Source organism: Rhodopirellula sp. J20-39 (assembly GCF_057365095.1).
Window position 1 is genome coordinate 261,274 of sequence record NZ_CP195123.1, and the last position, 16,989, is coordinate 278,262.

9 protein-coding genes are annotated in these 16,989 nt (G+C 53.6%); 5 read left to right on the forward strand and 4 right to left on the reverse strand.

Going from position 1 to position 16,989, the window contains the following annotated elements; genetic code table 11:
• Nucleotides 1-86 precede the first annotated feature (86 nt).
• The 4 genes from ppk1 to ACR3ZL_RS00870 all read left to right on the forward strand — a co-directional run bounded on the left by ppk1 (nucleotide 87) and on the right by ACR3ZL_RS00870 (nucleotide 6,280).
• Entirely contained in the window at nucleotides 87-2,381 is a 2,295-nt protein-coding gene (gene ppk1, locus ACR3ZL_RS00855) for a polyphosphate kinase 1 (protein WP_473649773.1), read from the forward strand.
• Nucleotides 2,382-2,604: 223 nt separating this feature from the next.
• Nucleotides 2,605-2,928, forward strand: coding sequence for a hypothetical protein (locus ACR3ZL_RS00860; RefSeq protein ID WP_473649772.1), 324 nt, complete (start codon nucleotides 2,605-2,607; stop codon nucleotides 2,926-2,928).
• Nucleotides 2,925-5,264: a hypothetical protein gene (locus ACR3ZL_RS00865; RefSeq protein WP_473649771.1), complete on the forward strand. Its 2,340-nt coding sequence runs from the start codon at nucleotides 2,925-2,927 to the stop codon at nucleotides 5,262-5,264. Before ACR3ZL_RS00860 ends, ACR3ZL_RS00865 begins: the two co-directional genes overlap by 4 nt.
• Entirely contained in the window at nucleotides 5,261-6,280 is a 1,020-nt protein-coding gene (locus ACR3ZL_RS00870) for an ABC transporter ATP-binding protein (RefSeq protein ID WP_486173141.1), read from the forward strand. The genes ACR3ZL_RS00865 and ACR3ZL_RS00870 overlap by 4 nt, the downstream gene beginning before the upstream one ends.
• Before the next feature lie 27 nt (nucleotides 6,281-6,307).
• Here the strand turns inward: ACR3ZL_RS00870 and ACR3ZL_RS00875 are convergent, their stop codons facing one another.
• The 4 genes from ACR3ZL_RS00875 to ACR3ZL_RS00890 all read right to left on the reverse strand — a co-directional run bounded on the left by ACR3ZL_RS00875 (nucleotide 6,308) and on the right by ACR3ZL_RS00890 (nucleotide 13,398).
• Nucleotides 6,308-7,153, reverse strand: coding sequence for a 3-keto-disaccharide hydrolase (locus tag ACR3ZL_RS00875; protein ID WP_473649769.1), 846 nt, complete (start codon nucleotides 7,151-7,153; stop codon nucleotides 6,308-6,310).
• A 95-nt stretch (nucleotides 7,154-7,248) separates the two neighbouring features.
• A complete protein-coding gene (locus ACR3ZL_RS00880; RefSeq protein ID WP_473649768.1) occupies nucleotides 7,249-9,600 on the reverse strand; it encodes an FAD-dependent oxidoreductase in 2,352 nt (783 codons plus the stop codon).
• On the reverse strand, nucleotides 9,581-11,395 hold the full coding sequence (locus ACR3ZL_RS00885; protein ID WP_473649767.1) for a sodium:solute symporter family transporter: 1,815 nt from the start codon (nucleotides 11,393-11,395) through the stop codon (nucleotides 9,581-9,583). Before ACR3ZL_RS00885 ends, ACR3ZL_RS00880 begins: the two co-directional genes overlap by 20 nt.
• On the reverse strand, nucleotides 11,392-13,398 hold the full coding sequence (locus tag ACR3ZL_RS00890; protein WP_473649766.1) for a glycoside hydrolase family 97 protein: 2,007 nt from the start codon (nucleotides 13,396-13,398) through the stop codon (nucleotides 11,392-11,394). The genes ACR3ZL_RS00885 and ACR3ZL_RS00890 overlap by 4 nt, the downstream gene beginning before the upstream one ends.
• A gap of 597 nt (nucleotides 13,399-13,995) precedes the next feature.
• Here ACR3ZL_RS00890 and ACR3ZL_RS00895 point away from each other — a divergent pair.
• Nucleotides 13,996-16,986, forward strand: coding sequence for a PSD1 and planctomycete cytochrome C domain-containing protein (locus tag ACR3ZL_RS00895; RefSeq protein ID WP_486173142.1), 2,991 nt, complete (start codon nucleotides 13,996-13,998; stop codon nucleotides 16,984-16,986).
• The last annotated feature ends 3 nt before the right edge of the window (nucleotides 16,987-16,989 follow it).

The window sequence follows — 16,989 nt, forward strand, 5'->3', positions numbered from 1 at the left end:
ACATGTGAAATCGGTTGCCAGTTTGCTATTTCACAGGTGTTCGCTTACCACTCTCGTCCTTGTCAATTCCTTCAAGAGTCACATTCGTGTCTGCCAGTCGCCCCGCCAAGCCGAAACCTGCCGCCCAGTCAAAAGCGAAACGTTCCGCGTCGGAACCGGCGACCCCCTCGGAGCCGCAAGTTCGTTATCTGAATCGTGAACTGGAGTGGTTGGAATTCAATGCCAGGGTTCTGGAACAAGCCCAAGACCCACAGGTGCAATTACTCGAACGCGCGAAGTTTCTAGCCATCACCGGCTCGAACTTGGACGAGTTTGTCATGGTGCGTGTCGGCAGCCTTAAGTTGCAAAGCCAAGGCAGTGGTGGACGTCGTGATCCGGCTGGGTTAACCGCAGCGGAACAACTTCAAGCTGTTGCCCGTCGGTGCCATCACCACGTGCAAAGTCAGTACCGAGTTCTAAAAGATGAGATTCAGCCTCTGTTGGATCAACGGCATATCTCGCGAGTTGACCTGAATCAGTGCAGCGATCGAACGCTGGCTGCGGCAGAGCGTCACTTCCGGGGCGACGTGGTTGCGGTTCTTTCGCCGCAAGCGCTTCACGATCGCCGATTCCCGATGCTACCGGGTCTGGGCATTCATTTGTGCGTCCAGCTTCGCGGCGTTGCCGAACTGGCCCCTCAAAATGGCACCCAAGTCATCGACAAACCGGCTTCTCGGAAATCGAAAACCGATTCGCCGCCGGAAGAACACGAACCTCAATTCGCCGTTATCCCACTCGGCCGCACCCTGCCCCGAATCGTTCCACTGCCATCGGAAAAAACGGGTTCGGCAACCGCCATGCCCGGCGGCGGCGAACACCACTTTCACTATGTCTTGCTAGAGGACTTAGTCGCTCACTTCGTCAGTGACTTCTTCCCCGGTCGCGAAGTCGTTCAGTGCAAGCCGTTCCGGATCACGCGAAACGCTGACGTTGAATTACGCGAAGACGGTGCGGGCGACTTGCTTGGCGGCATGGAAGAGGTCTTGGAAAGTAGGCGGTTATCCGATGTCGTACGTCTGGAAATGGACGCGACCTCCAGCGACGCGATTCGCAATTACCTAACCGAAAGCTTCTATGTTGATCCCGACTTTGTCTTCAACAACAACGGTCCGCTTGACCTGACTTACTTGTTTGGCCTGCACTCGTTGGAAGGCTTCTCGTCGCTACGTGACGATCCTTGGCCGCCCCAACGTTCGCCGAAGATTGACCCAACCGAAACGATGTTCACGTCTATCGCGGCGGGCGACATCATGCTGATGCATCCCTACGAAACGTTCGATCCGGTCGTCCGATTGATCGAAGAAGCTGCGACGGATCCCGACGTTTTGGCCGTCAAACAGATTTTGTACCGAACCAGTCGCAACAGCCCTATCGTGGCCGCGCTGATCCGCGCCGCCGAACGTGGCAAGTACGTGACCGCAATCGTGGAACTGAAAGCGCGTTTTGATGAAGCTCGAAACATCGAGTGGGCTCGCGAAATGGAACAAGCCGGTGTTCAGGTCATCTACGGAATCCGTGGACTGAAAACGCACGCGAAGGTTTGCATCATCGTCCGACGTGAGCCTCAAGGTCTCGTCCGTTATGTGCATTTCGGAACGGGCAACTACAACGAATCCACTGCCAACTTGTATGGCGACATCTCGCTACTTACCAAGGACGAATCCCTTGGTACCGACGCGACGATGTTCTTCAACGCCGTCACCGGTGCCAGCCAACCGCAGCCGTTTCAACAGCTATCAATCGCCCCACTGACACTACGGCGAACCATCCTGGAAATGATTCGTGGCGAAACCGAACGTTCCAAGCAAGGACAAAAAGCGGAGATCATCGTCAAGCTCAACGCGTTGGTGGACACCGAAGTGATCGACACCCTTTACGAAGCGAGCCAAGCAGGTGTCTCGATTCAGCTCAACGTCCGCGGCGTCTGCTGCCTGCGTCCCGGTATCCCTGGGCTAAGTGATTCCATCGAGGTGATCTCGATCGTCGACCGATTCTTGGAACACGCTCGTTTGATGTACTTTCGCCACGGCGGCGACAACAAGATTTTCATCAGTAGTGCTGACTGGATGCCACGAAACCTCGATCGTCGTGTTGAGCTGCTCGTTCCAGTCAACGAACCTTCCATCCGCAAGACGCTACGAGAAACGCTGCAACTTTATTTCCGCGATAACCAAAACGCATGGCGGATGCAGCCCGATGGCTCCTACGAACGAATTGTGGCCACTAAAAAACAGAAACCGCTGCGGTCCCAAGAGTTCCTTTACAAACAAGCAGTCCAAGCGATGCGAGATATCAAACAAAGTTCGCACGTGACATTCGAGACCCACCGCCCATCGAAATAGCGTCTTCGGGCAATTTTCGATCGCTAGTCGAGAACGGTTCTTGATTCGAGCTAGACCCTAAATCAGAAATCGGTTCGGTCTGGGCTTTTCAGGCAAACACGTCGACGCGGGTACCATCTGGTAGACTAGCTATCCTAATCCACTCATTTGTCAGCTCATCCTGCTCGCTAGGCTGAGTCTCGTTCGACATTGAGTTTTCAGTCTTCCAGTACTGGATACCACCATGCCAGCCTCGATGGACCCGATCGTTCGCAGCCGGGTGCTACCACGCATTTCGTTTCGTGCCGTGATGGTCTTCTCGGTCATCGCCGCGATCATAGCGGCGGTGGCTCGCTCCGCTGGTGATGGTGCAACGTTCGCAAAAGCGGTTATCGTTGGCCTCGCCTTTCTGTTGCTCTTCTTCACGCTGGCGGCACTCGCATTCTTGCTGTCTTGGATTACCGCTCGGCTTACCATCGGACGATTTGATAACGCTCGCGAAGGCAATCCGTTTGCCAAGGATCAATTGCCGCCTCAACTACTCAAACCACGCGAACCAGAACAGTGAAGCGTTCACTTGCTGCTACCGGGTGTGTCCTGCTTGCATTGCTATGCATGACGTGGACCACGGTTGTAATGGCTCAGTCTACTGCACCGACGAATCCAGCTTCGTTCCTAGCCAACGATGCGGATTACGTCGCTCGTTTCCCAACGACTAAAAAGAATGTGTTGGGTTGGAACATTCAAATCCGGTCGTCGCATCACCCGACGGCAGAAGTCGCGCGGATCGAAGTTGATTTCAATACCACCGGTGGTCCGACGACTGCCGACTTAGACCTAACCATCCAGCTCACTCCACTCGCGGCGGGGCACTCACCTCCACAATCCGCCTCGCGTGTTTTGTTACCCATCTCCATCCCCCAGGGAACTAGTCGCCAACAATTGGTGCGATACACGCCCAAGACATCCTTTGGCAATCTCTATGAAGCTCAACTGTTCCAAGGCGGTCGTAAACTTGACAACTGCAAAGCCTATGTCGGTGAACCGCTCTCCCGTCAAGACACAGCTCTTTACCTCAACCTGAACTTGATGGCCAAATGGAATGTGTTGTGGATTAACAACGAACAAGATCAAGCAACACGCGCCCAATCTTTCGAACACCTACTACTGGGTTCCGAACAAAGTCCCTTTTATTCCGCCGAGACCCCCGACGATTGGCAAAAGCTAACCGGGAACACACAACTTCAAACCTCCACTTGTGCATTGCGGGTAATCGACGTTGACGAGCTACCTCATAGCTGGCTCGCCTACCAACCCCACGATGCGTTGATCTTCCATCACACCGATTGGCAATCACTGCAAGGTCAACAAACTGCACCTGCCCAAGCGATCAAACAATGGATCAATACCGGTGGCGTCGTCATCATTCGTGGTAGCGACCTAAACGATCCCAATTTGTCAGACACCCCGAAACCAAGTCAAAACAAAGGTACCTCGCCATCGCCTGAATCCATTGCCGAAGCGAAAACTTCAATTCAACAACTGATCGTCAAGTTCGATGACTTCAGCATCCCGGACAACACGTCCTTCTCTTCTGAAATATCGTACATGGACATGAGCGACAATCAGATTCGCGAGTGGAAGGAGTGGTTTCCCAAGGGTGCCGATCTATTGAAAGATTCGTTGGCCGCGTACCCGCCCGAACAAGTCGCTTCCTCGTCCGGCGTTCGATCACAAACCCAGTTAGCTGGACTGGTGATTCACCTGGGCGAACAGCCACCCGACCGTCCCGTCGAAGTCCTACAATGGCAAGCGGTCGAATCATTGATGGGTTGGCAGGCACATCGAATCCTGCGTACCGGCGCGGAACCGATTCTTGGTAGTTCACGCTTCTTTCAGTGGGTCATCCCCGGCGTTGCTCAGCCTCCGGTTTATACGTTCATGGGACTGCTAGGCATCTTCGTCGTCTTGGTGGGACCGGTGGCCTATCGCAAGACAACGAAATCGGGACGCAGCTACCTGATGTTCGCAATTGCACCGGTGCTTGCGATCTTCACCACCCTTGCCATGCTCGCGTACGGAGTCGTGGCGGATGGTTTTGGAACGACCACCCGGATACGACAAATTACTTGGGTCGATGGTGAATCCGGTGATGCCGTCACGCGAACTCGCAGCACCTACTTCGCTGGAATCCGACCGACTGATGGACTTCGTTTCGACAGCGATTCCGACGTCACACTGTTTCCCGACAATCAGCAGCGGAGCTGGGAATCTCGGGTTGACGACCGATTCAAGCTACGTGGTGAAATCGTTGTCACCGATGATGCGGTTCAATTCAGTCGCGACTATCTGCCCAGTCGTCAACAAAAGCAGTTTGTCGCACACCGCCCCCAAGACGACTGGGGGCACTTCACAATCACGAAGGCGGAAGACGACTACGGAAACAGCATCCAAATCCAAAGTCACACTGACCAGCCTGCGCTCGAGATGATTGTTTGTGACTCGTCGGGCAACTACTTCTACGCCCCACACGTACCCGCAAATGAAGCGGTGAAGGCGGCCGCGTTGTCGGACAAGGAAGCGTCCCAACAACTCGGTGAACTTTATCAACGACAATGGCTGGTCAGTTCGATTGTCGACCGCCGGCAGCGTCAGACATCGTCATTGCAAGGCTACAACAACGAAGTGTTCGATCTCATCAACCAACAGCTCAATAACCTAACAACTCCAACCAAACCGACCGATGGAGCGTTCGAGTTTGAATTGCAAGCAAGAATGCAACTCGGTTCGAAACTGCCTCGCAACAGCTTTCTGTGTTTGACTGACATATCCGACGATGCGGTTGCCATCGAAGGCGCTGTTATCACCGACAGCATTCATTTCGTTATGGGGTCGCTGCGATGATCGCCAACACAACGCCCGCCACGTGTGTCCACACCCAAGGGGAAGACACGATCGAACTGCGCCGGCTGTTCCGGTATTTCGGCAAAACCAAGGCGGTGCACGACATCTCATTCAGTGTCGCCAAGGGTCATGTCTTTGGTTATATCGGCCCCAACGGAGCCGGCAAAACGACCTCGATGCGAATCCTAGCAACGCTAGATTTACCCAGCTTTGGCGATGCATTTGTTGACGGTTTTTCAGTGGTCAACGACCCGGAACTCGTTCGCCGGCGACTGGGTTTCATGCCCGATTCATTTGGCACGTATCGCGATGTGAATTGCGAAGAATACCTCGATTTCTTCGCTCGCGCCTACGGACTCGTCGGACGAGAACGTACCGAGCGACTGAAATGGGTACTGGATTTCACGGGCACGATTGGGATGAAGGACAAGCCCATCCGAGGCCTATCCAAAGGGATGAAACAACGGCTGTGTCTGGGTCGAGCGTTGGTCCACGATCCCAAAGTCATGATTCTGGACGAACCCGCGGCTGGCTTGGATCCTCGTGCCCGGATTCAACTTCGTAAGATGATTCGCGAATTGGCTGATCGCGGCAAAACTATCTTAATCAGTAGCCACATCCTGACTGAACTTGCCGAGATGTGCGATAGCGTCGGCATCATCGAACAAGGACAACTACTTGCCACCGGCAGCGTCGAAGACATCCAACGACAACGCAATCAAACACGCGAACTGGTCGTCCGTATCCTCGACCGAGCCGACGAAGCGGCCACGGCAATTCAACAGTTACTACTCTCCAACGAAGACGGCGGCCCTCACCTAGAACCTGGCAGTTTGCCCGCCGACGTGATCGTTGATGGAGAACTCGTACGTTTCGAATTCGAAGGCGATACCCGAGCACAAGCCGAACTGGTCGGTTGGCTTGTGAACCAAGGATTTGCGGTCGCCGAAGTCAACGCACACAAGAAGAGTCTCGAAGATGTCTTCTTGCAGGTCACCGAAGGGCTTGTTCAATAACAGCCCGCACGGCGTCAACTTACCACGCTACTTGTCGTCCAGTGGTAACAACTCAATCTTGCGAAACTCGGTAGGGTGACTTTCCGATTGAATCGAAATGGTACCGCTGTCGAGCAACAGCTTTCCATCAACGATAAGTGGCTTTGCTTCCGCATCACGAGGATCCAGTTGGGGCTTGGTATATTCCAAAACCACTTCGCCACCAACTTTGTGTCGTACCACTTCACTACCGCGAACTTCGACTTCCACCGTTACCCACTGGTCACCATGGAACGTCTTGGATGTACTGGAAGTGCAATGGGGTTGGAAGAGATCTCCTTTCAAGACCACGTTGGTACCGGGCGTGCACAAATTCAAAGTGGTTCTTTCATCCTTGCCGTTGCCACCAAGCAACTGCACCTCGATCGAGACTGGGAACTTTTGATTGACTGCCATCAGGCTTGGGTCTTGTCCATGCAGCATTAAGCCGTTGTTTCGAAACGCCCATCCCGGCCCGTTTTCAACTTGCTCTCCCACAAACCGATACTCAACCCGCAACAGATAATGCGAGAATGTGTCCTTATAAAAGAGGTGCCCAAATTTGTCGAAGCCTTTCTTTCCCTTCTTATCCATGCTCATGAAGTCTTCGGGTTGGTATCCATCATAGGAAACCACCAACAAACCATCTCGCACGCGAAAGGTGTCGGCATAGTTGTCACCGAATTCCTGACCACGGATTTTGGGTGTCCAGCCGGATAAATCCTTCCCATTGAAAAGCTGAATCCACTCGGCCTGATGAGCTGTGTTTGCAGCATCGTCGCCACGCAAAGTGGGTGACGAAAGAAGCAGCGCAGCCAACGCCAAAAGACTCACACTCGGAAGGTTGATTCTCATCAGTAGATCCAATGTCATTGAAGGGGATGTCGGTCGCTATTGGTGCCAACGCCACTTTGCCTGGCGGGCGACCTTTGGTTAGGAAACCATCTAACCTAGAAGACTCTAACTCGAAAGACGGCAGTTGGAACCCCTGGCGACGCTCCTTCAATCTCAACGCGAAGCTCATCCGTCACCACGTTTTCGAGATCAAAAACGCAACGTGTCTGGTAATTATCTCGCTTTTCACCCTGCACCTTGCCACTGCCGTCGGTCAAGCGAATCGTCTTGGCACAAAATGGCATCACACGCTCTGGGTGCCCCATCAATGAAGATTCCATCGGATGATCAAAGTCCGTGTCTAACGACACACTTACCTGGCGAATCGTTTGTGGGCTGTCCCATTCAAACTGCAACGATGGCGCCGGATCGGTACACTCGGGAACCCATCCATTGACATTGTCAGTCGGACGTTCCGGTCCATGCTGAACATTGCTTGGCTCGAAAGCGGACAACGGCGGGTCACAAAACATCGCCAGATTCTTACCGCCGGGACGTCGTTCGGGCAACCAAAACTCGAACGAGTCGACGCCAATGTCTTCCGGGGGAAGCTGAATGGCGGACTTGCTGACCGCCTTGTTCCCACTCTGACTAAGAGCCAGCACCCCCGGCACACGCTGATCGCTCAATCCCAACGACACGGCCGAGTTTTCCAGGAAGCAAACCATCGCATAACAGCGGTGATCCACTTGGATATCAAAGTCCACCTCAAACGGTTCTAATTCTAAACCGCCATCGGCCGAGAAACACTCCCGGACCCTACCTGAATCATGCGTCCCGGCTGCGATCGCGACCGGTGCCGTAGTTTGCATCCGAATCGTTTTTTCGGCCAGGACCACATCGGGTGTGTGGCTTGCCTCGCGAGAACAGGTTCGCAATTGGACGGTCAAATCCGTAAGTTCACTTGCTTGAGCGAGAAAACGAAAACAAGGAACACGTCCTGGCTGCAACGGTACCAACATCGCCCGCGATCCATTCAAGGCAAGGCTTTCACCGTTTGGCGATAGTTCCGACACCTCCAGAACACTGGAAGCCGTCACCCTTGCGGTCGCAGCCAGATCCGACTCGTCGGGAATCTCGACACCAGGAATATGCTGCCCCGTTCGTAACAGTTCCTTCTGGAGCCGATCAATGTTGGGTGACTGAGCCAATGCTCGCGGCATCACGTCCAGTTCACGACAAATTGCTGCCGCCATGCCAACCGCTTGCGCGTTGTGGCCACACGTTGCCATCACTCGCGTTGAACCAAACGCAACGTGCGTCGCGCTGATAATCCGGCCCGCTAAAAACAAGTTCTGGATGTTGCGACTATACATGCTGCGATAGGGAATTTGATACACACCCTTACTGTGCCACTGCGTGCATCCCGGCAAATCCGAATACACGCCATCGGCCGGATGCAGATCGATCGCCCAGCCCCCAAAACTGACCGCGTCATCCCATCGACGCTGCTCAACGATATCTTGTTGCACCATCATGACATCACCCTCGAAACGTCGGCTTTCACGCTTGCCTGGGACTTGGCCAACCCACTCAAGGGTTAGGTTTTCTGCCTCAGGAAAATCGCCGGAGTTTTTGATGTGGTTCCAAACGCCATACACGACCTTCCACAACTCAAACTTAATCGTTTCGCTGTCGTGAACCGTATCCATCCGGCCGCCATACTCGATCCACCACAACCGACAACCATCTTCCTTGGCATTGAAGCTGCGCCAACGCGGTATTTCCGTGATGTCTTGAATCGCATAGCTGGGCGGCATATAGCGAACGGGCTTGCCGACGTCCTTGGTATAAAAATAGATCGAATGCCCAAGCAATTCACCGTACTCGGACTTCGGTGCGAACTGCTCACCGAATTCATCTCGCGACTCCGCGCCCATGCGGAAAGCGGCGCCCGCCATGAAACCAACCACACCGTCACCGGATGCATCGCAGAACAGTGGCGCTTCGACATCATACATCGTGCTATTTTGGCTACAAAACGCACGCATTGAATCGATCGTGTCGGCATCCTGTTTGGAAACCTCAAACACGCAAGTGTTCATCAACAACCGAATATTGGGTTCTTGAATTACCTTTTCAAACAGGATCGTATCCAGGATTAGGGTGTTCCCTTCTGGATTGCGATACATGTTCTCGACAAGAATTTCGTCCGTCACGCCTCCTTCGCGAGCCCAACGATTGTTGTTGCCCATGTGCGACGTAGCGCCCAATATCCACAACCGTACTTCACTGGATGCGTTGCCACCCAACACCGGACGATCCTGAACGAGAACCACTTTGATCCCCGCCCGCGCCGCCGTGATCGCAGCGCAAACGCCGGCCAGCCCTCCACCGACAATGGCGAGATCGCACGACAGCTTCTCGTTCCGAAGCTCACGGCTGACTTCAGGTGGCTGGATCTGCATCGTTTCGTCTAATTAAGAAAAGAATCGTTATCGAAAACGCGAATAGAAGCCCACTAAAGACTCCTAAAGTTATACGGTTGTCCGCATTCGCTGGTACAAAAATTAGACTCACCATTAACACACCACAAATCGCGAGTGCCCATCCCACGATCGTCGCCGGCAAACGACTTGGCACACCAGAGGCCGCTTCTGGCCGCCGTTCGGTTCGTTCCATCATGGCAGAGACACGAGCATGCCCAGTCGACTCACCTTTTGACGTCCACTGCATAACGGCCAGAATCATCACTGGTAAAGCCACACCCGTCATCGTCTTCACCGTGCTACTATTCGCTTGAGTCCAATGGGCGAGTGATTCCCAGGTCGACGTATCCGCCAAAAAACCACCAGACTGCAAACCAAACCGAACAACGAAACCGACTACCAATGAAATGCCCGCCGTCACCCAAACCGCTCTCGCGGTAACGCTCGAACTGAACAGCGACCAAAGTGTGGGAGCGAACAACGCGACAACCACCATCTCGGTGATGTTCACGATTACTTTTTCAGCGCCACCTAGCGACTGATACGATAACGCGATCCCAATCAACAACCCGCCCAAAAGCAGTGTCACCATTCTTCCAACCCAAACCAATTTCGCTTCATCGGTTACTCTCGCTAGCGGTCGAAAAATGTCATGGGTCATGACGCCCGAAAACACATTTAACTGCGAGCTAACCATACTCGCCGTTGCTGAAAACATGGCTGCGATCATCAAGCCGACCATCCCGACCGGCAACACCGACTGACAGACATCCACATACGCAGTCTCGCTCAACAACAAGACCGTCATCTCATCAGCAGCCTCAGGAATTGGCTTGTAGATCCGCCAGATCAACGGCGGCAACAACCATAAGATCGGACTGCACAAATACAGCACACCAAACAAATACGTACTTTTGCGAGCCGACTTCGCATCCGGCACACAAAGGAATCGCTGCACAAACGCCCATTCGGCACCTATCATGAAGAAGTGAATCGCACACCATCCAGCCAAAAAGAACAGGGTGTAATCACCTGAAATTAGGCTGGTCATCGTGCCATCGGATATCACTTTGCCGGCTTTGACCTGCAAGGCTGGAGTGGTTGACGCCGCTTCGATGAACGCCGAAAGTCCACCGACCTTTGCCAATGCCAGCGGGATCACAAACAAGACGGCCAGGTTCAACACGATGAACTGCAGCACATCAGTCATCAACACTGCCCATAGGCCACCGATCATGGTGTAAACCACCACAATGCTGCTGAAAATGATGATGCCGTAAAACAATGACAAATTGCCCGTCGCTGGATCCTGCAGCGGGTTGCCATCCGCCAGTGGCATCAACTTCACCAAGATACGCCCCAAGGCGTACAACGCACCCGCCGTCGTGATCATCTTGAACACCGTCATGAACCACGTATAGAAATGCAGCACCGCGTTGCCAAATCGCATCTGCACATACTCGGCCGGAGTCTGCACGCCGATCGTCTTCCAGCGTCCCGCCACAAAGTATCCGACCAACAGCGCGGACACTCCGTACATCAAATTGATGACCACCGCGACCATTCCTTGTCGATAGGCAATCCCGCCCCAGACAACAAATGTGTTCGCTGAAAACATGGTCATGAACGCGCTCAAGCCACTCGTCCACCAAGGCGATTGACCGCCCGCGGCGAACATGTCCGAACTGCTCTTATTCTTGCCAGCAAACATCACACCGACGCCAAAGATTCCGGCTAGGTAGATCAGCAAGACGGCGTAATCAATTTGGGTCACTGGTCGGCCTGCTCAGTTGAACCCGCTGGCGGAGCAGAACGTTTTGGAACATTCGGAACCGTCTTCCGAATTCGAGCAACAAAGCCGCCGCCGGCCGCAAGTTCAACCGTGATTTGTAGGTCTCGCTTCCATGAAGCACGGTTCACCTGGAATGGCAGTGCCGTTGTGAACTCTTTCAGGTCAGCCTTCGGATTCAGCCCAACCAGATCGACCCGCTCGGCATCCAAGTCATCGCGTACGATCTCAACATCGAACTTGCCACTAAAATCGTCAACGTCCAGAAATGAGAGGTCCAGCGAGTATCGTTTGGCGACATCACCTCCATTCAAAATCCCAACGAACCATTCATCACCGCTGCGTCGAGCCATCGCCGCCAAGCTGCCAACTTCACTGCCTGGAAGAACGATTGTTTCATCCCAAACCGAAGGAATTGCTTGCAGTACGCTAAACCCTGCTTTCAAGATGGGGGCACGCATCATTGTGTCGGGATGCTCGGCGTAGGTTTGCAGCCCCGATGTAAATAGCACCGTCGTCGCCAACTGATGAGCCCACGTGGTCGGCCCTGGATTGGTAAACAAGATTGGCGTGTAATCAGCATGCCCAACTAGGAATCGAGTGAATGGCAAGGCAGCGTTATGCGATGCGGGTAACGGACCTTCCTTCATCTTGTTGACTTCAATCCCGCGGACGCCTTCCCGAGTCATTTCATTGGGATAGGTACGTTCCTCGCCGGTGGACGCGTGACAGCCATGGAAGTTGATCATCAACTTGTTCTTTGCTGCGTTTTGCAAAACAGCGATCTCAAAGTCGACCAACTCTTTCGACTCACCATTCATGAAGTCGATCTTCAATCCAACGCCACCCACACTGGCAATGCGTGCAAAGTAATCTTTCATTTGTTGATAGTCGTTGGCGGGATCGCGGATGTCGTTCGAATGCACCCACAACCACACGCCAACGGACTTCGTCTTGGCGTGTTCGCATAACGATGCGACGGTAGCCCATGGTTGATCCCAGTCCTTCCAGCCATCATCGATCGTGGAATATTCGAAGCCCATTTCGGCTGCGAGATCGATAAACGTTCGCTGTGTCTCCGGATCTCCAAGACCTAACGTTTCCCAACTCCATGCTGTGCGACCAGGCCGGATGTAGCTGGTGTCCGCAAACAGTTCAGGATCCGGTGCAGGGTTCAGATTTTTGATCAGATCACTATTAACCAGCTCATTCAAATCGTCCGCCAGCAACGTCACTCGCCACGGCGTCGTGATAGTTCCCGCAACATCGAAACCAGCTTCGCCTTCTGAAAAGTTCGCTACCAAAGTGCGATTTCCAGTCGCCTTCAATCGCATTCCGCTATAGCGATAAGTCGCTGCTTTCGTGATTGCAGCGTATCCCGTCTGGCCCGGAAGCTTGAATACCAACGGCGTTCCCTGGATTGGCCCCACTGGCGAAACGGTATCGAGCTGATTGACGTCCGTTGAAAGCCATTCACCGGCATAAGACTTAAGCTTCCAACCCTTATTGAGCCGTTCGAAATACCACGCTTGCGATCCGTCCGCTATCTGCCAACTTGAGCTTTCCCCATCGACATGCTGAACACCCTTACCCGGAACAACGTAGCGATAGGCGACGCCATCATCGTACACACGAAACTCCAGCGAATACTCTCGACCACTAAATACGTGTTTGACCGGATATAGCCACTGGTGATAGTGATTGCGAGCGTGACGATCGCACCCTCGCGCGACATAGGTCGAGTCGTGGGTGGAATGCTCGGGTGTGCCCACCAGCACTTCGTTACCCAAATGAATCCCATCGACACTGATCCCTAGATCGGAAGGTCCGACAATCAGAGCGTCTTTCCATCGGACCTCATATCGAAGCTGGCCTGACTCGCCCGTGAATAAACGGGTTACCACTTGAGTATCCGGGCTGCACATATCGTCGGCAGCAGAACAGGACAATATTGCGATAAGGATGGAAGCGAATGACAAACGAATCATATCGTTAATATCCAGTTGCACGGCAAAGAAGGCGAATCGATTGGAATCTACAAGCCGTGACTGCCAACTATCGCGGAGGTCGTCGCAAGTAACTTGGCAGCGCGACGACGATCGCAACTAAAAACAAAAACTCTATCAATCGTTACGGCCATTGGTTTGGACACTTTATCGTACAAAGTCGCTTGATCCGGACCACACTATAATGCGTCAATATTCTTCGCAGATGCGACAAAGGCGATCAGGCGGCGTGCATTGCCCAATCCACGCGTGCACCTTTAAAGCGAACAATCGCGGACCGAAACGATGGTGGGTTGCGTAAGCAGACTACCGAAGCCGGATTCTGGCGACTTACCAGCGATCCTTCACATCTTCGGGCCTCCACTTCGATCCGGTGCAAGACTCCTGCCAAGTTCTGAATTAGCCGTACTGGACTCGGAAACCGCTGTAATCGAAGAAAACAGCAGCAAAACTCTCGTTGATCCACGCCCCAATCAACCTAGATTCCGAGTTCAATCCTCAAGAGCACCGAAAGATTTGGCCCTGTTCCGCTATTTCCTTAAGGACTTTTGCCCTCAAAACACTGGACTTATCTGGCGAATGCGTTTGTATCCCCACTCTACCGCCTGGCTACTTTCCTGCGTCGCGATCGGCTTGGCATGCAGCGGACGCGTGACCGCAGCAGAGTCGGCTTCAGCGGAAGCGGAATCTCTGCCCGAGATCGTTGACTTCAACGACCATATTCGGCCGATTTTCAACCAACACTGCACTGCTTGCCACGGCGGCGTCAAACAAGCTGCAGATATCTCGTTCGTGTACAAAGATCAAGTTTTGCCACCGGGCGGCTGGGTCGTTGAACCAGGGTCCCCCGAAGACTCGATTTTGATTGAAAGGATTCTTGAGGAAGATCCTGACCTTCAAATGCCGCCACCGGACCATGGGTCACCACTCCCGCAGCGCGACATCGAATTGTTGACCCGCTGGATCCAACAAGGTGCCACCTGGAACGCCAGCCACTGGAGCTTCGCCGCCCCTGAACCGCAAACGCTACCCGAAGTTTCAGATCCCAAATGGCCCAGCCAGCCGCTGGACCGTTTCGTACTAGCCAAACTCGACGAAGCCAAACTCGAGCCGTCGCCCACCGCGGACGCTCCACGATGGTTGCGGCGAGTCAGCTTGGACCTGATTGGGCTGCCACCGACGTTAGCCGAACAAGAAGAGTTCGTTGACCAATTCGAACAAGACCCTCAAGCAGCCCGTGTTGCGGCCGTGGATCGGTTACTAGCTTCACCCGCTTATGGCGAACGATGGGGGAGCGTTTGGCTTGATCAGGTTCGCTATGCAGATTCGAAAGGCTTGGGCTTAGACAGCCAACGAAGCGTGTGGAAATATCGTGACTGGGTGATCGACGCATTCAACAACGACATGCCGTACGACGAGTTCACGATCAAACAAATCGCCGGCGACCTGTTGCCCAATCCGACCATTGAAGACCTTGTCGCAACGACAGCCAATCGGCTTACCCAATCCAATGAAGAAGGCGGCACCGACGACGAAGAGTTCCGCGTCGAGGCGGTTCTGGACCGAGTGAACACGACTTGGCAAGTGTGGTTGGGAAGCACCTTTGGATGCGTGCAATGTCATAGCCATCCGTACGATCCGTTTCGGCACGAAGAGTACTATCAGTTCAGCGCGTTCTTCAACAATACATCCGATTCGGACTTGAATGAAGACTGGCCTGTCGCCAGTGTTCCTCTCGATCCAAAGCAATACGACGAGGCGTCGCAACTCGATCGTGAGATCCAATCGCTGAAGGACCAAATTTGGCAAGCCGAATACGCACTTCTTAGTGACCCCAATGCTTGGCAACCGGTTCAGAACATGTCGGCTCGCACCAGCAACCAAACCCAAGTTGGTGTGGAAATGGTGGACGACCATCAGGAATTCCACACGATCGACACGGTTAGCCGGAATACCGACATCACCCTCGAAGCCTCGCTGCCAGACGATCTAGCCAAGCTCACGGCGATTCGAATCACGATCAAGCCATTGGATCCCGAAGCGGCGCTCAGTGATTCCGAATGGGGTTTCGTGCTGTCGCAGATTAACGCCGAACTGATAGCCAAGGAAGGATCGAAACCGACCCAGTTGGACATCAAAAAGATCTACATTGATGAACCGGATCCGTTCTTTGATCCGCATTCGAGTTTAAACCCGAAGTCCAACCATGGGTTCGCAGCCTACACGCGAATCAATCAACCTCGGGAAGCTGCGTTGGTACTCGCATCACCGCTGGCGATACCCGCTGATGCTCGTTTGAAGATCACACTCAAACACCGTATCTATCTGCTCGCGGCGTTCTCGCTTATCTCACGGCGTGGTCATTTGGCCGTCACAGATGACACCCGCTTCACCAAATCACTTGACGACGAGTTGTTAACTGAAACACGTAATCAGCTGCACCAACTGAAAACACAACGCTCCAAGATCAAGTCCGTCTCCACGCCAGTGATGAAGGAATTGCCCGAACATCTTCGCCGCCCGACCCATGTGTTCGAGCGGGGTTTGTTCCTGACCAAGGGTGACCAGGTCAGCGCCGACACACCTGAATCGCTACCGCCATTAATCTTGGAATCGGAAAACAAAAACAAGGACGGCACATCGATTCCGGCTGACCGCCTTGCGTTGGCGAAATGGCTGGTTCGCCCAGACAATCCGTTGACCGCCCGAGTTGCGGTGAATCGCATCTGGGCGCAGTTGTTTGGTGTGGGTCTTGTGGCCACGGAAGAAGACTTCGGTTCATCCGGGGACCTTCCCTCGCATCCACGGCTACTGGACTACCTCGCATTAAGGTTCCAGAACGAACTGGGGTGGAGCAACAAGAAACTGCTTCGCGAACTTGTGCTCTCAAGCACGTACGCGCAATCATCCAAGAGTGCCCCGGAGTCGTATCAACAGGATTCGCAAAATCGGCTTCTAGCGAGAGGACCTCGGTTCCGTCTCACGTCCGAAATTGTACGTGACCAAGCACTCGCCGCCTCAGGACTTTTGAGCGAACATCAATTCGGGAAACCGGCCTACCCGCCCATTCCCGGAGGCGTTTGGAAGCCTTTCAATAGCGGCGATAAATGGAATGCAGCCAAACCTGGTGACGAGGAGCGATATCGTCGCTCGATTTACACTTACACCAAACGCAGCATTCCCTATCCGATGTTCGCCACGTTCGACTCGCCCTCCCGCGAGTTCTGCACACCACGTCGACTGCGATCCAACACGCCGCTGCAAGCTCTGATGATGCTCAATGACGAGACCTTCATCGAGTGTGCGAATGCACTGGCGAAACAGATGAGTCTTGCAAGCGACGATCCACGCGAACAGATTCGCATCGGTTTCAAACGCGTGTTATGTCGGGAACCCAATACAGGCGAACTCGACGATCTAATCGCCCTTCTCGAAACGACAACCGACACGGACGAAGCGACAATTTTGACTTCGACCGGCAAGCAATCCAGCAAGTCCGATGAGCCAATCCGTCAGCTCCGCACCATCGCCATGGTGCTGCTGAATCTCGATGAAGCCATTATGAAGTAGGGA